Raw genomic sequence first — 17,500 nt, 5'->3', positions numbered from 1 at the left:
GCCTCTTTCGCCCCGTTCACCCCGTCGAGCTCAATTTGCCAAAGCCGGTCTTCCTCACGGTGTCGCGTGTCGCACCGGAGAAGAACCTTACGGCGTTTCTGGATATCGACTTGCCGGGCTCCAAGGTCGTGGTCGGCGACGGGCCGATGTTGAGCGAATTGACGCGGCGTTACCCCGACGTGCATTTCGCCGGGACGCAGTCGGGCGACACCTTGGCGCGCTATTACGCCGCCGCCGACGTCTTCGTGTTTCCCTCGATGACCGACACCTTCGGGATCGTCCTCATCGAGGCGCTGGCCTGCGGGGTCCCGCTCGCCGCCTTTCCGGAGCCGGGACCGCTCGACGTGATCGGATCGTCAAAGGCTGGGCATATGTCCGATGATTTGCGGGAATCCTGTCTCGCTGCTCTGTCGCTTGATCCTCAGGACGCGCTGGATCGCTCGCGGGCCTATAGCTGGGAGGCCTGCGCGGACATTTTTCTGAAGGCGGTGGCGGGTGCGATCGAGCCCTCGGTAGAGCAGGCGTTTCGTCTGGCGGTCTGAGCCGGGGAGGATGTCCGCATCCCGGCGACACCTTATCCCCACAGCGCCGGGCGCGGCGGCGAGACGCTCGATCGCGAATAGGTGAGGCCGCCCGGTCGGTCTTTGGCAAGCAGCAGTGGACCGTCGAGATCGACGAATTCGGCGGCCTGCGCCAGGAGAACCGCCGGGGCCATCGCCAACGACGTCCCGACCATGCAGCCGACCATGACGCCGAAGCCGAGGCTGTGGGCCTGTTCGACCAGCCGGATCGCCTCGGTCAGCCCCCCGGTCTTGTCGAGCTTGACGTTGACGTAGTCATAGCGTCCCCGCAGCGATTGAAGGTCGTCCACGGTGTGGACCGACTCGTCGGCGCAGATCGGCACTGGATGCGGGATGTCGGCCAGGATGTCGTCCTTGCCGGCGGGAAGCGGTTGTTCGATCAGCACGGCTCCCGCGGCGGCGGCGACCAGCATGTGCTCGCGAATGTTCGCTTCGCTCCAGCCTTCGTTCGCGTCGAGGATCAGCCGTGCGTCGCGAGCCGCTGCGTGGACGGCCCGGATCCGCACGGCGTCGGAGTCCGTGCCAACCTTGATCTTAAGCAACGGGCGATTCGCCGCCCGCGCCGCCGCAGCCATATCGCCGGCGTCTCCCAGCCCGATCGTATAGGCTGTTTCGATCGGTCGCGGCGTTTGGCCGCAGACGAGGCTCGCGACGGTGCGGCCGTTGGATTTAGCTTCGAGATCCCAAAGCGCGCAGTCGAGCGCGTTGCGCGCCGCGCCGGCCGGCAGCAGCGCGGCGAGGCGGTCACGCGACCCGCCCGCCTCGATGGTCGCGCGCGCGGTTTCGATCTGCTCGCGCACGCTGTCGATGCTCTCGCCGTAGCGCTGATACGGCACGCATTCGCCGCGGCCACGGCCGTATTCGTCGGCGATCTCGCAGGTAACGACGACCGCCTCGCTCTTGGAACCGCGCGCAATGCGGAATTCCTGTGCCAGCGGGAAGTGTTCGACTGTGACCGAAAGACGACGCGGCATCGGCAAATTCCCTCGCAACCGCCGGCCGGGCGGACATTTCATGACAAGTTGTGAATAGACGCTTAATGTTAAGACACTGTAGGGAATCGCGCGAACGCCGCGCCCGAATTGGACGGCGGCGGATAGGTTCCTTGCACCCGGTTAGGGTCGCCTCCGAGGAAGGTCACGACGGACACCAATGCTTGAAGGTTCCACGGCCCAGTCGACCGGCGCGTCCGGCCGGCGGCGCACGGTTCAACCTGCTCTCGAAGGCGAGAAACGGGATGGCGCGCTGGTGCTTCGTGCGTCCGGCGACTGGCTGGCCCGAACCGTCGGTTCCCTCGAACAAACGGTCGATGACACGGCCGGTGCCGACCTGGGCCGCAGCGTCGTCGTCGATTGCGCGCGGGTCGAGCGGATCGACACGGCCGGCGCCTTTGTCCTGGAGAAAATGACCCGCGACATCGCCGCGAGCGATCGCGATGTGCGGATCGAGGGGATCGATGCACGGGACGAAGCGCTTTTTGCCGCTGTGCGCCAAGCGATGGATCGCGAGCGCCCGCAACCGGCGAAACAGCGCGTCAATCGCCTGGTGAAGGTACTCGCCGCAACCGGCGGCGGCGTCATCGCCATGAAGGACGAGATCGTCTTCGCCCTCAATATCATCGGCGGGTCGATCTTCGGCGCCAGTCGTCGCCTGACCGGCAAGACCCAGTTCCGCCCGGCGGCGATCTTCAACCAGTTGGACCAGATGGGCGTCAAGGCGGTGCCGATCATCGTCTTGATGAGCTTTCTCATCGGCGGCATCATCGCCCAGCAGGGGGCCTTCCAGCTTCGCCGCTTCGGTGGCGAGGTCTACGCCGTGAATCTGGCGGGCATCCTGGTGCTGCGCGAGATCGGCGTGCTGCTCACCGCGATCATGATCGCCGGCCGGTCGGGCAGCGCGATCACCGCCGAGATCGGCTCGATGAAGATGCGCGAAGAGGTCGATGCGCTGCACGTCATCGGCCTCAATCCGATCAGCGTCCTGATCTTCCCGCGCCTGGTGGCGTTGACGATCGCGCTGCCGCTCCTGACGTTTGTTTCCAATCTCGCTGCCTTGCTGGGAGCGATGCTGACGCTGCGAATGTATTCCGGCATCAGCTTCGCCAACTTCCTGCAGGGGCTGCAGCAATCCATCGACCTCTTCACCATTTTCGCCGGGCTGATCAAGGCACCCTTCATGGCGATCATCATCGGACTCGTCGCTTCGGCCGAGGGCCTGAAGGTCGGCGGCAGCGCCGAAAGCCTCGGCCTCCATGTGACCGCCGCGGTTGTCAAATCCATTTTCCTCGTCATCCTCCTAGATGGCATTTTTGCGATCTTCTATGCGTCCATCGGCCTCTGACATGTCCCTGACCAATGGCCGCGCGGCGGCAGACGACGAGATCATCATCCGCGCCCGCGACGTGACGGTTCGTTTCGGCGACAAAACAATTCTGGAAAATCTGTCGCTTGACGTTCGCCGCGGAGAGATCTTGGGCTTCGTTGGCCCGTCGGGATCAGGAAAGTCGGTGTTGCTGCGCACAATTCTCGGCCTCAACCAGAAGCAGGGCGGCACCATCGAGATATTTGGGATCGACTACGAGACGGCCAGCGACGCGGAACGTCTTGCGGTGGAGCGCCGCTGGGGCGTCCTGTTCCAGCATGGCGCGCTGTTTTCCTCGCTGACGGTCCTGGAGAATATCGAAGTGCCGATGCGCGAGTACCTCGACCTGTCGCCGGCCTTGATGCACGAACTCGCGCGGCTGAAGATCGATCTCGTCGGGCTCGCCCCCGATGCCGCCGACAAATTTCCCTCCGAACTGTCCGGCGGAATGATCAAGCGTGCCGCGCTTGCGCGCGCGCTGGCGCTCGATCCCGACATCGTCTTCCTGGATGAGCCGACCTCCGGCCTCGACCCGATCGGCGCGGCCGATTTCGATCAGCTGATCATGACCCTGCGCGATACGCTCGGCCTCAGCGTCTACATGGTCACCCACGACCTCGACAGCCTCTTTCAAGCTTGCGACCGTATCGCCGTGCTCGGCGATCGCAAGGTGCTCGTCGAAGGGCCGTTATCGAAAATGCTCGATTTCGACCATCCGTGGGTGAACTCGTACTTCCACGGCAAGCGGGCGCGCACCATCGCAGCGCCGGATCATGCCGCCAGTCTCGTCGAGGGAGCCAGGTAATGGAAACCAAAGCCAACTACGTTCGCGTCGGTATTTTTACGCTGGTGGTTCTCGCGCTGTCCTTCGGCTTTGTCTATTGGTCGGTGTTCTCCTCATCGGGGGATTCCCGCGTGCCGCTGCTGGTTCGGATCGAAGGCTCGGTCACCGGGCTTCAGCAGGGCAGTCAGGTGTTGTTCAACGGACTGCCGGTCGGCAGCGTCAAGGCGCTGCGCATCGACCCGAACAATCCGCGCGTCGTGATCGCGACGACCGAAGTCGACCCAAGTCTGCCGGTCAAGGAATCGACGGAAGCCAATATCGGCTTCCAGGGCCTGACCGGTTTCGCCTTCATCGAGCTCAAGGGCGGCGTGGCCGAGGAGCCGGGTCTCATCCAGCAGGCGATCGAACAGGGCACCGTGCCCATCATCAAGGCAAACCCGTCCGACGTGACCGATATCCTGGCGACGGCGCGTGATATCGCCGAGCGGGCCAACAACATCCTCGGTCAGTTCGAGGGCCTTGTCGGCGACGTTGGCCCCGCGGTGGAATCGACCGCGGACGACATAGCCAAGACCGCCAGGCACGTCGAGGTCTTCACCGCCAGCCTGGCCGACAATTCCGACGACATCGACAACTTTCTCAAAAGTCTGAGCGATCTCTCCAAGACCGCCAACACGGTCGCCGAAGGGCTACCTGACGCGATCTCGCAGGTGCGTGGCATCCTGGAGGCCGTCGACCCGACGGCGGTCAGCACGGTGATCGACAACGTCGCGGCGATGTCGGATAATCTGCGCGCGCAATCCGAGAACATCGGCAGCGTCGTCGATTCCGTGCGGACCGCCGCCGACAGCGTCGGCGCGGTCGGCGAGGCGATCGGTCGCAACACGGACGGGATCGATCGTTTCCTGACCAATCTCGGTCCGATTTCGGACACGGCGGCGAAGGTCGCGGAAAAGCTGGACACCACGCTGCAATCGGCCAACACGGTCATTGCCGCGGTCGATCCGAAGCAGATTGCGACGACGCTCGACGGCATCACCTCGGCCGCGACCAATGTCTCCTCGCTGGCCGAAACCATCGGCGCCCAGAAGGAGGCGATCAATTCGGCGATTACCGGCGCGTCCAATGCCGCCCGCAACGTCGAGCGCATCACCACGACCATCGCCGAGCGGAGCGAGGACGTCGACAAATTCATCGCCAATCTCGGGCCGATCTCCGAGACCGCCACCCGCGTTGCCGAGCGGCTCGACACCACGCTGCAATCGGCCAATACGGTCATTGCTGCGGTCGATCCGAAGCAGATTGCGACGACGCTCGACGGCATCACGTCGGCCGCAACCAACGTCTCCTCGCTGGCCGAAAGCATCGGCACCCAGAAGGAAGCGATCAATTCGGCAATCTCCGGCGCGGCCAAGGCCGCGCAGAACGTCGACCGGATCACCACCACGATCGCCCAGCGCAGTGACGATATCGACCGTTTCATCGGCAGTCTCGGTTCGATTTCCGAGGATGTCAGCCAAGCCAGCGCGCGGTTGAACGAGGCGGTCACCTCGGCCAACGATCTGGTCAAGTCGATCGATTCAGCCACGGTCAATCAGGCGATCGGCGACGTGCGCACGATCACCTCGGCCCTGAGCGGCAAGACCGAGGAGATTCAGTCGATCATCGATGGCGTCGACAAAACGGTGCGGACGCTGGACACGACGCTTTCCGGCTTCACCGAGACCCGCACCCAGGTCGACGCGTTGATCGCCAGCATCGACCCGGGCAAGGTCAACCGCGCCGTGGAGAACGTCTCGGCGGCCACCGACAACGTGGCGCGCGCGGCCGATTCGATTGCAGGCGTCGCGAACTCGGTCGGCGAGCGCAAGGATGACATCAATGGCATCATTACCAATGTCGAACTGACGTCCCAGCGCCTGCGGACCGCCTCTGAGCGGGTCGACAGTCTGATCAGTTCGGTCGACGATACGTTCAAGGGCGCCGATGACGGCACCAGCCTCGGCAGCGACATCGCCACGACGCTGCGAGCCATCCGCGAAACGGCGCTATCAATCCGGTCACAGGTAGCGCCGATCTCGGCGAATCTGCAGCGCTTCTCGGGTCAGGGTCTGCGCGAGTTCCAGACGCTGGTGCGCGACGTAACCCGGTCGGTCAACCGGATCGAAGGAGCGGTGAACGATTTCTCGAACAATCCGAGCCGGCTGATCTATGGCGGCGACGAAGTAAAGCAGTTTGACGGCCGCAAGCGCCGGTAGAATGGCGGGCGAAACGACGGCCTCGTTGACAGCTTCGGTTGTGGATGCGAGCAACCGCGCGTGCGGCGAGCGGGACGGGGAACAGAAAATGCGGGCAATGTGCAAACCGGTACTGATCGCGCTTCTCACGCTCGGGCTGTCGGCCTGCGTGACGTCCGCTCCCCCAGACACGTTCGAAATCTCCGCGCCACCGCTCGTGCCGAATGTCGCCGGAAGGACGCGGGCGCAGATCCTGATTCCGGAGCCGACGGCGATCAAGACGCTGGACAGCGAGAAGATCGTCGTCAAGCCGACGCCCTATTCAGTCGAGTATCTGGCCAACAGCCAGTGGAGCGACCGGCTGCCGCGCATGGTGCAGCTCCGCCTGTTGCAGGCATTCGAGAACAGCGGACGCGTCGGCGCCGTGGGCGTGCCGGGGCAGGGGCTCGCGATTGACTATCAGCTGGTCATGGAAGTGCGGAAGTTCGAGATCAACGCCGCGAGCGCGGCCCGGGCAACGATCGAGATTTCGGTGAAGGCGCTGAACGACCGGAACGGCAGTGTGGTCCGCACCCGGGTGTTCGGCACGGAAGTGACGGTGGCGGGCGCAGCGAATGCCGATTATGTGGCCGCTCTCGACCGGGCGTTCGACAAGATATCAGGCGAGATCGTCAGCTGGACCCTGGCGTTGATCTGAGGATGATCGCCCGATGCTCCGACCGGGCCGATGTCGAATGCGTCTGCTGACGCAGGTCACGGCGGGAGCTTCTGGGTATTCTGGCGATCACAACGCGCCCGTTGTTCGCCAAAAGGCGCCTTGCAGATGGCGTTTGTTCATACTGGCGTATGGTGATCTGGCTTCGGGAACGCAAAAGACGCGGAAGCTTGATCGCTACCGCGTCTGAAGACGTTCGTATACCGCTGGAAACGACGGGGCTCTGCCGGCTGAACTATCAGCCGCTGCCGTAAGCTAGAGACTACGACTCTGGCGAGACGTCAGCGGTACATCCCGTTAAAGATGCTGTCGTCCAGACCGAGCGTGCGAAGCGCACGCTCCGGAGGCCGGCGGCCAGCTTCCATGGCGGCGGCGACAGAACGGGCGGCCCGAAATTCATCGAACATCGTTCCAAGGGTATTGGCGAATTTTCTTGCGTGGCTCATGACTTCAACTCCGACGACTTATCTTTGCTGGATATACGCTGTTTGCAGTGCAGCAGAAGATGCGGAAGCGGATGACAGCCATGCAGAAATGAGGGGGCTGGAGGGGGCGTCAGTCGATGCCGAGCATCTTCCAGATCCCTTTGGCGGAGGCGACAGGCCGCTTGCCGACGAACGCCGTCCCGCTCGCGAATGTGACCGAGCGGGTGCGCCTGTCGATCTGGCAGCGTGCTTCGACGAATTCACCGATCTGAACGGCGTCCAGAAAATGCATGTCCAGTTGGACCGTGGCTTGGGGGCGGCCACCGCTAGCCTCGAACACGGCCATGCCGATCGCGCGGTCGAGGAGGGTGGCCAGCATGCCACCCTGCACGACGCCGCGCCGATTGTGATGCTTCGGCTCGGCGATGAATCCAAGGGACAGAACGTCGCCGTCCCGTCGCTGCCAAACCGGCCCGACGCATCCAATGAAACCTGTGTCCTCGATCTGTTCCCAGCCGTTTGCGGCGGGGTCGAACGCCGTCTCGCGTGAATCCATGATGCTGCTCCGAGCGCTGCGCGTCTTCTTGCCCGTCGGCGCCGATTGAATCGGCTGGTCCGCGGATGTCGGTTCGATAATATCCGACCGACTGGCAGGAGACGAGGCTTCCCACCGCAGTGGTTGTGACCCGCCAAGTTAGGTAATCCAGAGTGTCGCAGAGAGTGGTTGCCAAAGCTGCAACTCATGTTACGGTGCTCGTCAGCCGCCGCGTTGCCAGGACGTTTCCTGCCGGGCGCCGGTCAAAAAAATAAGGCGGACAATCGCCAAGCAGCATCCTGGGAGGAGGAAAACACCATGAAATCGCAAAGGGCATCCCAAAACTATCGGATATTGTCCTGCCGCATGGCCGGCGCGCTGGTCGCCGGCATGATGGTCGCCGTTCCGTCGGCTGTCGTGGCGCAGGACGCGTTCCCCTCGGAGCAGATCGAGATCATCTCGCATGCGTCTCCGGGCGGGGGTACGGACCAGACCATCCGCATGTGGATCGACGCGGCATCGAAGATCCTGGGTCAGGACTTGGTCGTCGTCTACAAGCAGGGCGGCGCGGCTAGGGTGGCGCACGAATATCTGGCGTCCCGCCCGGCGGACGGTCATACGCTCATGGCAACGACCGAGACCCATCTTTACACCATGGCGCGCGGCATGTCGCCGCTCGGGATCGACGACGTGAAAGGTGTGGCACGTGCCATGCAGGATCCGTCGGTGATCGTCGTTCGCGGCGACAGCGATATCAAGGACTACGACGGTCTGATCGCTGCCTCCAAGGAGAAGGCGCTCAATTGGGGCGTGGCGCAGGTCGGCGGAACCGAGCATATCGGCATCAGCCGCTGGGCTGAACAGGCCGGCGTCGAGTATCGCGTCGTACCCTTCGGCAGCGGCGGCGAAATGATCACGGCTCTACGCTCCGGAGCGATCGACGCGACCCTGGCCAATGTCAGCGAGGCACTCGGTCCGATCGCGGATGGCGACCTGCGGGCCATCGTGGCCCTTTCGGACGAGCCGATCGCGGATCTGCCGGATGTTCCGACGGCGGCGTCCAAAGGCCACAACGTGTCGGTGAACACGACACGGGGCTACGTTGTGCGGGCGGACACGCCGCCGGAAAAGGTGGCGGTCCTGGAGGCAGCGCTTCTGGAGGCGATGGGCGGCGAACAGTTCACCACCTATCTCAAGAACTCGGGTCTCGACCCGGCCACCAGCGTCGCCGGGAGCGAGGCTTGGGACGCGCAACTTAAAAAGGCCTACGCCGAAGCAGCAGAAGCCATCGAGAAGCTGGGGCTGGAGAAAAAGTAAGCTTCAAGTCCGGCCAGAGCGGGATGAAGGATACGGGCATTCGTCCTCTGTCCCCACCCCGTTCTCCCTCCGTCGAACGATCAGGTCGACAAAACCGGTTCGCCCGTTTTCGATCGAATGCTGATCCAATGGGGCTTTCGTTGACCCAGGACAACCAACCAGCGCTCGCGGAGCGCGCGGAACAGTCACCACCCTCTGGCTTGGATCGCTCGGACCTCGTTGTGTCCGCCGTCCTCATCGTGATGTGCGCTTTTCTCTACTGGGACACGACGCGCTGGCCCGCCGTTCCGGCATCGCTTGCGCAAAACGCCCCGCCCACGGTTTTTCCACGCCTGTTGATCGGCTCGATCGTCGTCATGGCCCTCGCGCTCCCGTTCGAACGGGTGATCAAGCGACGGTCCGGCGCAGAGTTGGATATTGGCGGCGAAGACAGGCCCAAGCCCGTGGTCTTTCTCACCGCCGCACTCATGACCCTGGCGGTCTATTTCATGCCCGTATTGGGGATCTTTCCAGTGATGGTCGCGGCAACCGCCCTGCTTCCGCTGTTGTGGGGAGAAAGACGCTACGGTCTGATTGCGGCATTCGCGATCGGGCTGCCGATCGCCGTCGCGGTTCTGTTCGCGTTAGGCCTCAAGGTGAACCTCGCTTTCGGCCTCACCGGCGCGCTGTTCCGTTAGGAGACGATCATGGATGTCGATGCGATCCTGACGGGCATGTCCCTCATCCTCACGCCCATGAGCCTCCTGCTGATTTTCGTCTCGGTCGTGCTGGGCGTTCTTGTCGGGGCCTTGCCGGGCTTGAGCTCCAGCATGGCTGTGGCGCTGCTTCTGCCCTTCACCATCGGCATGGATCCGATCCTGGCGATTTCCATGATGGCGGCGCTCTACGTCGCCGGGACGTTCGGCGGCTCCATTACCGCGATCCTCATCAATACGCCCGGCGCGCCGCCCGCGGTCGCCACGTCCTTCGACGGCTACCCGATGGCGCAACGCGGCGAGGCGGGACGGGCCCTCGGCATGGCGGCGGTCGCAAGCGTCCTCGGGGGTCTGTTCAGCTTGGTGATCTTCATCCTGTTCACGCCGCTGCTTGCCCGTATCGCGCTCAGCTTCCGGCCTCAGGAATATTTCGCCCTCACGCTGTTCGGATTGTCGATGCTGGCCGCGATCAGCGGCAAGTCGTCGTTGCGAAACCTGATCGCGGGGGGGCTGGGCGTTCTGACGAGCACGGTCGGCATCGCGCTGGTTAGCGGGATCGAGCGTTTCACCTTCGGTTTTCCCGTTCTCTATGAGGGAATCAACTTCGTACCGGTGCTCATCGGCATCTTCGCGATCAGCGAGCTTTTGAACCAGTCGCAAGCGAGCGACAAAGTGATGAAGCGCATCAAGTCCCTGGCTCTGAAATTGCCGAGCCGCGAGGATTTCCGTCGTTGCCGGATGACGATCTTGCGCTCGTCCATCATCGGCACCGTGATCGGTGTTCTGCCGGCCGAAGGCACGACGGTCGCCGCAATCATGGGCTACAACGAAGCCAAGCGCTGGTCCAAGAACAAGGAAGAGTTCGGCAAGGGCGCAATCGAGGGTATCGCGGGGCCGGAAGCGGCGAATAACGCCGGCACCGGCGGCGCCATGGTCCCGACGCTCGCGCTCGGCATCCCCGGTAGCGGGACGACGGCGATCATTCTCGCGGCACTCATGATGCACGGTCTGAGGCCGGGACCCTTTCTCATGACCGAAACGCCCGAGTTTATTTATGCGATCTTCACCGCCATGTTCCTCGCCAACATCCTGTTCCTGATCGTGGGGCTGGGTGGTGTAAAGCTGTTTTCCCTGATCACGCTGGTCCCCCGTACGTTCCTTTGGCCCGCAGTGTTCGTCTTCGCCCTGATCGGCTCGTATTCGTTTCGCCAGGCGCCGGTGGACGTATGGGTGATGCTCATCTCAGGCGTCATCGGCTTCTTCGCCTTGCGTAAGGGATTCGGTCCGGCGCCATTCGTGATGGGCCTGGTGCTCGGCGGTTTGCTGGAAAAATCCTGGTCGCAGTCGATGATCATCTTCGACAGCAATTGGCTACGGTTTTTCGATAGCCCGATCTGTCTGTTTTTCTACGCGCTCACGCTTCTGAGCCTTGGCGGCCCGTTGTTGGCCTCCGGCCTGCGCCGCAGCCTGCAAGGACCGATGCGCCGCGCGTTTCCATTCAAATCGAACCTGGAGGAGTAGGCGGTGGGCCCGGCCGGCCGGAAGCGGCTGGTTTGGCCGGTTCAGGCTGATCCGCCTCCGTGTCCGCCACCCAGTCAGTGCCGTGCGTGTCGTTTCAAAGGAGAATTTCGATGGGTTATCAGGGTACACGCGAACTGGAGGGCTGTGTCGTCATCGTGACGGGAAGTGCCCGGAACATCGGACGCTGTATCGCGCTGGAATTGGCGGATGCCGGTGCCGCCGTGGTCATCCACACGAGGACCGATCTCGATGCCGCCCGCTCCGTCGAGCGGGAAATCGTCGACAGCGGTGGACAGGCCATGACGCATGCGGCGGACGTCGGGGACCCGGAGCAGGTTCGCGGTCTGGTCGATGCGGCGCTCGCGAAATTCGGACGGATCGATATTCTCGTCAACAATGCCGCCTCGCGCGGTGACGCGCCTTTGGAGAACATCGCGTTCGAGGATTGGCGCAAGGTTCACAGCAGCATTCTCGACGGCGCCTTCCTTTGCAGCCAGGCTTGTGCCCCGCATCTTTCGGCCAAGGGGCGTGGCGCGATCGTCAACATCGGCGGGGTCGCGGGCCAGGCCGCCGTCGGCGGCAGGGCGCATGTGGTCGCCGCCAAGGCCGGCATCGCAGGCCTGACACGGGCCCTTGCCGCCGAACTTGCCGACAGCGACATCACCGTCAATTGCATCTCACCGGGCTATATCGACACCAAGCGGGATCATGTTCCGCCGCATTTCCGGGACCGGCCGGTCCCGTTGAAGCGACCGGGCAAGCCGGAGGAGATCGCAGCGGCCGTGCGCTTCATGTGTGGCCCCAATGCCCGATACATCACCGGGCAGACGCTGGGGGTCAACGGGGGCTGGCACATGAATTGAACGAGAATCCGCTCGGGGTGGGGCTGTCCTGGAGGCAGGACGAAAGGAGGGCGGGCGCGGGCAGGGGCAGTGTCGCGGGCCGTCAGGTGAGGGGGAGCGGGGTTATGAGTGCGGGTTCGAACGAAATAAGCACGGTGATGCGGACGGTGAGCGCCCATGTCGCGGCGACGCTGCAGACAGAAATTCCCCGCGACGTTGCGGCGAAGGGCAAGCACCATCTGCTGGATACCCTGGCGGCGATGATCTCGGGCTCCCGATTGCGACCGGGGGAGATGGCCACAGCCTATGCGCGGGAGCAGGGCGGGACGCCCGAGGCATGCGTTATCGGCAGCGACATCATAACCTCGGCGGTCAATGCGGCGCTGGCGAACGGCATGCTCGCACACGCCGACGAGACGGACGATTCCCATGAGCCGTCCTTCAGTCATCCAGGCTGCGCGGTCGTGCCGGCTGCGCTGGCGATGGCCGAGCGGCATGGGCGGAGCGGCGCCGATCTGCTGCGGGCGGTCGTGCTCGGTTATGACATCGGCGCGCGGTTCACGCTGGCCCTCGACCCGCGCGACTTCTACGCGCGCGGTTTCAGCAGCCATGCCTTTGCCGGGCTTTTCGGCGCATCCGCTGCCGCCTTCGCGCTCGCGGGGCTCGATGCGGATGCCGTGCGGCAGGGATTTTCCTTTACGGCCCAGCAGGCTTCCGGTCTCGCCACCTGGGTGCGCGACGAGGAACATGTGGAGAAAGCCTTCGATTTTGCCGGCATGCCGGCCCGCAACGCGGTCGCCTCCGCGACGATGATGACCGCGGGGTTCACCGGTGTCGCCGACGTCTTTTCCGGCGACCGCAATGTCTTCGCCACGTTTGCGCCGGCTTCCGACATCGCGGTGATGAGCAGAGAGCTTGGCCGCAATTACGAGATCATGCGCGCCAATATCAAGAAATGGTCGGTCGGCTCGCCGATCCAGGCCGCCCTTGACGCGATCGAGCATCTCATGGCGCAAGAGGATCTCACCGCCGGTCAGGTCGAAACGATCCTCGTGCGCCTGCCGGACAGCGAGGCGCATATCGTCGATGGACGCGCGATGCCGGACGTCAACCTCCAGCATCTCGTTGCCGTGCTGCTGGTTCGCGGCGGTCTCGATTTCAAAAGCGCCCATGACTACGCGCTGATGGAGGATGCGTCGGTGCGCGCCATGCGCGAGCGTATTCGCCTCGTCGCCGATGCCGAACTTGGCGCTGCCGTCCCGCGTCGTCAGGCCGTCGTCGAAGTGGCGACACGTGACGGGCGTCGCCTTCGCCGGCGCACCCACGCGGTCCGTGGGACAGCTGACAACCCGATGGACACCACCGAAATCGAGGCCAAGGCGTTCGACCTTGCCAAGGATGTTTTCGACGAACAGAAGGCGCACGCATTCGTCGAGCGTATCGGGGAGATCGAAACCGTGGCGGATGTGCGTGAGCTCCGGCCGTTGCTGCAACCGTGAGGCTGTCGGCGGTCAGGCGTTCGAGGCACCCGGTCTGTCACTGCGGTTGACGAACTGAGCGGGGGGCTAGCGCCAAGCACGATCGTTGGCGCAAGACGGTTGTCTTTCGTCACCCGCGTGGTGTCTATCGCGTCCACGTCGAGACAGAACACGGGCGGCGGCGTAAAAGCCTGAAAACAGGATGGTGAGGTTTCGTTGGTTGGAAAGATCGCTCCCTCGGACTCTGCGGCTAGCGAGTTCCTGGCGGATTTGAAACGTCTCGGGTTCACCGAGTACGAAGCGCGTATCTATGTCCAGCTGCTGCGCCAGAGTCCGTCCACCGCCTATGAGATTTCCAAGAGTACCGGCGTGCCGCGGCCTAACGCCTACAGCGCGCTGGAGGCTTTGAGCCAGCGAGCGGCGGTTCTGCCGGTCAGCGAGAATCCGGTTCGCTATGTGGCGGCGGATCCGCAGACGTTCTTGAATTCGGTGTCCCGCCAGACCAGCGCCTTGTGCAAGGATCTGGGCGCCAAGCTGTCTGATTTGGCGCCCGCGACCAAGGACCAATATGTCTGGATGTTGTGGGGCGAGGAGGCCGCGCACGACAAGATCGACGCGCTGATCAATGGCAGCCAGCACGCCCTGCTGATCAAGGCCGCGTCCGACATTCTGCGGCGCCACAAGGACGCACTCGGGAGGGCGGCGGAACGCGGCGTCGAGATGCTGATCGTCCTGTTCGGCACCGACGCCGAGGAGTTTCGTTTCAGCGACAAATGCCGTGTCTACCTGCACGAGGCCAATGGCGTGCGCATGGGAACGACCGACAATCTGTTCACGATCGCCGCCGACCACGAGGAAATGGTGACGGCCGCTGTCGTCGGCGAGGTGATAGCCGCGCATACGCGGAACAAGCCGGTGGTCAATTTGGCGGAATCGCTCGTCCGGCATGACTTCTACATGGCGGAAATTTTCGAGCGGTTCGGTGATCAGATCGACGCGGCCTTCGGCCAGCACCTTCGCGATCTCCGGCTCGCCTGCTTCACGCCGGAGCAAATCGCGTCGTTCAAGCAACGGACCGGTCTGAGCTAACCCTGACCCCTGATCCCTTCTTGCAATTTGCGCCGGCTGATCCGCACGCGATCCGCGTGCCATATTGAAGCCCGGCCGCATCCGCCGGTCACAGCCATTTGGACCGGACCGCCGCCCCGATCGCGACTCCCGGCTGCCCCGGAGCAGCGGCGGCAGCGCATTGCAATCCTCGCATCGAAGTAGTAGTCATAGCAACTACGTAAGCACCCACGGTTTGCATCGCTTCTGAGGCCCTACGGGAGAAGGCCCAAGTGACCATGTCCGGTGGATGCGGGGGAGGTAGGTCATGGCGAAAATTCAACGGGCGACGCTGCGACGGCTCGGTCTGCCGCTGATCCGTCCCTATCGCCTCTCCTATCGCACGTTCGAATCCTTCGAGCCGTTCCTGGTGGAGGTCGAGGATGACGATGGGCGCTCCGGTTTCGCCGATGGCCACATATCCCCGGGTTCCAGCGCCGAAACGCGGGACGGCGGCTGGGCTTTTCTGTGCGAAAGCCTGCAGGCTGCGATCGGAGTTGAAACGGTCGCAGTCAAGGCATCGGTGCTCGACAGGTTCGCCACCAGCAAGGTCGCGGCGACGGCCTTTGCGACGGCGATCGAGGTGCTTGAGGCCAATCCCCTGCTCGATTTGCCGGACGCGACGATCCTGCCGCTGCTCACGCCTCTCAACGCGCTTGAGCCTGCGGCGATCGCCGAGGAAATCGAAGCCTGGCTGGCGCAGGGATTCGGAACCTTCAAGGTCAAGGTAGGCAAGGATGTTGATGCCGATCTCCAGCGCGTCGCGGTCATTCAAGAAGCGACGCGGGGACGGGCGACGCTACGGCTCGACGCCAATCGCGCCTACAGCCGAGAAGACGGTGAGCGTTTCGCGTCCCGGCTGGATCCTGAGGGCATCGAGCTCTTCGAGCAACCTTGCGACGCCGACGATTGGGACGCCAATGCCGCGGTTGCCGCGGTATCGCGCGTGCCGCTGATGCTGGACGAGCCGATCTGCACGCTGGCCGACATCGATCGCGCGGCCACGATCACGGGCGTCGGCTACTGCAAGCTCAAGCTCAAGCGGTTCGGCGGCCTCGACCGTCTGAAACAAGGCTTGGACGCGGTTCGACAGAACGGCATGGAGCCGGTGCTGGGCGACGGTCTGGGAAGCGAGATTCATGGGTGGCTGGAGGCTTGCGTCGCCAGGACGACGATCCGCAATGCCTGCGAGTTCAACGGGTTCTTGAAACCCCGGGATCGCCTGTTCGTCGAGCCGATGCCCTTTCGAGAGGGCGCCATTCGGCTTCCAGCCGGATATCGCCCCCGCCTGGATCGCGACGCGGTCGAACGGTTCACCCTCGAGCGGCGCGACTTCGAATAGAACTCAGCGAGAAGGCGAAAAGACGCATGGCGCATGAAACGATTTTGGCCGAACTCGATCGGCGCCGCGAGGCCGCGCGTGCCATGGGCGGCGAGGCGAAACTCGCCAAGCGGCGCGAGAGGGGGCAGCTGAACGCGGGGGAGCGTCTCGACGCACTCGTCGACAAGGACAGCTTCCTGGAGGTCGGCCTGCTCGGCCAGTCGGTTTTCGAGGCCGATGCCGCCGCCACGCCGCGCGACGGCAAGATAACCGGTTTCGGTCGCATCGACGGCCGCGACGTCGGCGTCGTCGTCAACGACTTCACCACCAAGGGTGCCTCGACCAGCGCCACCAATTCCAAGAAGATCGGTTATATCCGCAAGACCTGCACCGAGAAGGGCATGCCCTTCATCCATGTCGGCGAGTCGACCGGCGCGCGCCTGCCCGACGCCATGGGCTCCAAGGGCATGGGCGCGATGCTCGGCAATGACACCAGCCAGTTTCGGCGGATGCGCGATACGCCGTGGATCGCGGCTGCCCTCGACACCTCCTTCGGATCATCGGCCTGGCTGTGCTGCTGTTCCGACTTCGCCGTCATGAAGAAGGGCTCGATCATGTCCGTGTCCAGCCCCCGGCTGGTCTCGATGGCGATCGGCGAGAAGGTAGATCTGGAGGAACTCGGCGGCTGGCGTCTTCACGCCGATCAGACGGGGCTCATCGACCACTTCGTGGATACGGACGAGGAGGCGATGGCCGCCATACGCCGGTTCCTCTCCTACATGCCGAGCCACAATGCCATCCTGCCGCCCGAGAGGACGATCTCCGAAGGCTCCGGCGCGGAGCAGGACCGGATTTTGGACCTGCTGCCCGAGAAGCGCACGCAGGTCTACAACATCAAGAAGATCATCGAGGTGATCGTCGACAGGGATTCGTTCCTCGAGATCAAACCGCGTTTCGGCAAGTCCGCCGTCGTCGGGCTCGCCCGCCTCGCCGGCAAGGTCACCGGCATTATCGCCAACAACCCGCATGTCGGCGGCGGCGCCCTGTCGGCCGAGGCATGCCGCAAGATCATCGATTTCACCGTGTTGTGCGACAGCTTCAACATTCAGATCGTGCGCATGCTCGATACGCCCGGATTCGTCGTGGGGACCGATGCCGAACGCCGGGGAGCGCCCGGGCACATCATGAATTTCATGAACGCGACCTGCCTCACGACCGTGCCCCAGATCACCGTGATCTGTCGCAAGGCCTACGGCCGCGCTTATGTCGCCATGGGCGGCGGGGCGCACAACAGCGCGATGGTGGCCTGGCCTACCGCCGAGGTCAGCTTCATGGACCCGGTCTTCGCCACCAGCATCGTGCACAATCTGCAAGCCGGGCAGGAGGGGTTCGAGGCCGCGCTGGCCGAGATCCAGAAGGATCTCGAAATATGGGACATGGCGCGCATTTTCTCGGCACATGACGTCATCAAACCCCAGGAAACGCGCGATTTTCTCATCCGCATGTTCGACATCCAGACGCGGCGCCGCTCCGGTGGCGTCGGCGAGCATTTGATGCGTGCCTGGCCGACCAGCTACTGAC

Annotated in this window: 16 protein-coding genes; 13 read left to right on the top strand and 3 right to left on the bottom strand. The window is 63.7% G+C overall.

The genetic code is table 11. The annotated features are described in order from the left end of the window. Nucleotides 1-542 (top strand): glycosyltransferase (locus VSX60_RS13015; RefSeq protein ID WP_327624640.1); only part of this gene is annotated, 542 nt, incomplete at its 5' end. A gap of 32 nt (nt 543-574) precedes the next feature. Here the strand turns inward: VSX60_RS13015 and dgcA are convergent. Continuing rightward, a complete protein-coding gene (dgcA, locus tag VSX60_RS13010; RefSeq protein ID WP_327624639.1) occupies nt 575-1,555 on the bottom strand; it encodes an N-acetyl-D-Glu racemase DgcA in 981 nt (326 codons plus the stop codon). Between the two features lie 178 nt (nt 1,556-1,733). Here dgcA and VSX60_RS13005 point away from each other — a divergent pair, with 178 nt between their 5' ends. From VSX60_RS13005 to VSX60_RS12990, 4 genes are read left to right on the top strand one after another with little or no spacing between them, the layout of a single operon-like run. Beyond that, a complete protein-coding gene (locus tag VSX60_RS13005) occupies nt 1,734-2,921 on the top strand; it encodes an ABC transporter permease (protein ID WP_327624638.1) in 1,188 nt (395 codons plus the stop codon). Between the two features lies 1 nt (nt 2,922). Further along, a complete protein-coding gene (locus tag VSX60_RS13000; RefSeq protein ID WP_327624637.1) occupies nt 2,923-3,747 on the top strand; it encodes an ABC transporter ATP-binding protein in 825 nt (274 codons plus the stop codon). Continuing rightward, complete coding sequence (locus VSX60_RS12995) at nt 3,747-5,984, top strand: MlaD family protein (protein ID WP_327624636.1); 2,238 nt, start codon at nt 3,747-3,749, stop codon at nt 5,982-5,984. The genes VSX60_RS13000 and VSX60_RS12995 overlap by 1 nt, the downstream gene beginning before the upstream one ends. Before the next feature lies 1 nt (nt 5,985). Further along, nucleotides 5,986-6,660, top strand: coding sequence for an ABC-type transport auxiliary lipoprotein family protein (locus VSX60_RS12990; protein ID WP_327624635.1), 675 nt, complete (start codon nt 5,986-5,988; stop codon nt 6,658-6,660). Nucleotides 6,661-6,959: 299 nt separating this feature from the next. On the opposite strand, the gene VSX60_RS12985 is transcribed toward VSX60_RS12990, so the two are convergent. Next, a complete protein-coding gene (locus VSX60_RS12985; protein WP_206455001.1) occupies nt 6,960-7,124 on the bottom strand; it encodes a hypothetical protein in 165 nt (54 codons plus the stop codon). A 109-nt stretch (nt 7,125-7,233) separates the two neighbouring features. Continuing rightward, nucleotides 7,234-7,659, bottom strand: coding sequence for a PaaI family thioesterase (locus VSX60_RS12980; RefSeq protein ID WP_327624634.1), 426 nt, complete (start codon nt 7,657-7,659; stop codon nt 7,234-7,236). 297 nt (nt 7,660-7,956) lie between these two features. Here VSX60_RS12980 and VSX60_RS12975 point away from each other — a divergent pair, with 297 nt between their 5' ends. The 8 genes from VSX60_RS12975 (at nt 7,957) to VSX60_RS12940 (ending at nt 17,499) form a co-directional block, all read left to right on the top strand. Further along, nucleotides 7,957-8,955: a Bug family tripartite tricarboxylate transporter substrate binding protein gene (locus VSX60_RS12975; protein ID WP_327624633.1), complete on the top strand. Its 999-nt coding sequence runs from the start codon at nt 7,957-7,959 to the stop codon at nt 8,953-8,955. Nucleotides 8,956-9,095: 140 nt separating this feature from the next. After that, entirely contained in the window at nt 9,096-9,632 is a 537-nt protein-coding gene (locus VSX60_RS12970; RefSeq protein WP_327624632.1) for a tripartite tricarboxylate transporter TctB family protein, read from the top strand. 9 nt (nt 9,633-9,641) lie between these two features. After that, nucleotides 9,642-11,171, top strand: coding sequence for a tripartite tricarboxylate transporter permease (locus tag VSX60_RS12965; RefSeq protein ID WP_327624631.1), 1,530 nt, complete (start codon nt 9,642-9,644; stop codon nt 11,169-11,171). 110 nt (nt 11,172-11,281) lie between these two features. Then, nucleotides 11,282-12,034, top strand: a complete 753-nt coding sequence (locus VSX60_RS12960; protein ID WP_327624630.1) for an SDR family NAD(P)-dependent oxidoreductase — start codon at nt 11,282-11,284, stop codon at nt 12,032-12,034. A 104-nt stretch (nt 12,035-12,138) separates the two neighbouring features. After that, complete coding sequence (locus VSX60_RS12955) at nt 12,139-13,512, top strand: MmgE/PrpD family protein (protein WP_327624629.1); 1,374 nt, start codon at nt 12,139-12,141, stop codon at nt 13,510-13,512. A 249-nt stretch (nt 13,513-13,761) separates the two neighbouring features. Beyond that, nucleotides 13,762-14,580, top strand: coding sequence for a TrmB family transcriptional regulator (locus VSX60_RS12950; RefSeq protein ID WP_327624628.1), 819 nt, complete (start codon nt 13,762-13,764; stop codon nt 14,578-14,580). A gap of 286 nt (nt 14,581-14,866) precedes the next feature. Further along, nucleotides 14,867-15,940, top strand: coding sequence for a mandelate racemase/muconate lactonizing enzyme family protein (locus VSX60_RS12945; protein WP_327624627.1), 1,074 nt, complete (start codon nt 14,867-14,869; stop codon nt 15,938-15,940). A 26-nt stretch (nt 15,941-15,966) separates the two neighbouring features. After that, complete coding sequence (locus tag VSX60_RS12940; RefSeq protein WP_327624626.1) at nt 15,967-17,499, top strand: acyl-CoA carboxylase subunit beta; 1,533 nt, start codon at nt 15,967-15,969, stop codon at nt 17,497-17,499. Nucleotide 17,500: the final 1 nt, after the last annotated feature.

Source organism: Aurantimonas sp. A3-2-R12, from assembly GCF_036016755.1.
Lineage (GTDB): Bacteria > Pseudomonadota > Alphaproteobacteria > Rhizobiales > Rhizobiaceae > Aurantimonas > Aurantimonas coralicida_A.
This window is presented reverse-complemented; position numbering and strand designations above follow the sequence as displayed.

What these genes read in the sequence shown, in the direction of transcription:
- dgcA (WP_327624639.1), bottom strand. Translation starts at nt 1,555, where the DNA reads ATGCCGCGTCGTCTTTCGGTCACAGTCGAACACTTCCCGCTGGCACAG.
- VSX60_RS13005 (WP_327624638.1), top strand. Translation starts at nt 1,734, where the DNA reads ATGCTTGAAGGTTCCACGGCCCAGTCGACCGGCGCGTCCGGCCGGCGG.
- VSX60_RS13000 (WP_327624637.1), top strand. Translation starts at nt 2,923, where the DNA reads ATGTCCCTGACCAATGGCCGCGCGGCGGCAGACGACGAGATCATCATC.
- VSX60_RS12995 (WP_327624636.1), top strand. Translation starts at nt 3,747, where the DNA reads ATGGAAACCAAAGCCAACTACGTTCGCGTCGGTATTTTTACGCTGGTG.
- VSX60_RS12990 (WP_327624635.1), top strand. Translation starts at nt 5,986, where the DNA reads ATGGCGGGCGAAACGACGGCCTCGTTGACAGCTTCGGTTGTGGATGCG.
- VSX60_RS12985 (WP_206455001.1), bottom strand. Translation starts at nt 7,124, where the DNA reads ATGAGCCACGCAAGAAAATTCGCCAATACCCTTGGAACGATGTTCGAT.
- VSX60_RS12980 (WP_327624634.1), bottom strand. Translation starts at nt 7,659, where the DNA reads ATGGATTCACGCGAGACGGCGTTCGACCCCGCCGCAAACGGCTGGGAA.
- VSX60_RS12975 (WP_327624633.1), top strand. Translation starts at nt 7,957, where the DNA reads ATGAAATCGCAAAGGGCATCCCAAAACTATCGGATATTGTCCTGCCGC.
- VSX60_RS12965 (WP_327624631.1), top strand. Translation starts at nt 9,642, where the DNA reads ATGGATGTCGATGCGATCCTGACGGGCATGTCCCTCATCCTCACGCCC.
- VSX60_RS12960 (WP_327624630.1), top strand. Translation starts at nt 11,282, where the DNA reads ATGGGTTATCAGGGTACACGCGAACTGGAGGGCTGTGTCGTCATCGTG.
- VSX60_RS12955 (WP_327624629.1), top strand. Translation starts at nt 12,139, where the DNA reads ATGAGTGCGGGTTCGAACGAAATAAGCACGGTGATGCGGACGGTGAGC.
- VSX60_RS12945 (WP_327624627.1), top strand. Translation starts at nt 14,867, where the DNA reads ATGGCGAAAATTCAACGGGCGACGCTGCGACGGCTCGGTCTGCCGCTG.
- VSX60_RS12940 (WP_327624626.1), top strand. Translation starts at nt 15,967, where the DNA reads ATGGCGCATGAAACGATTTTGGCCGAACTCGATCGGCGCCGCGAGGCC.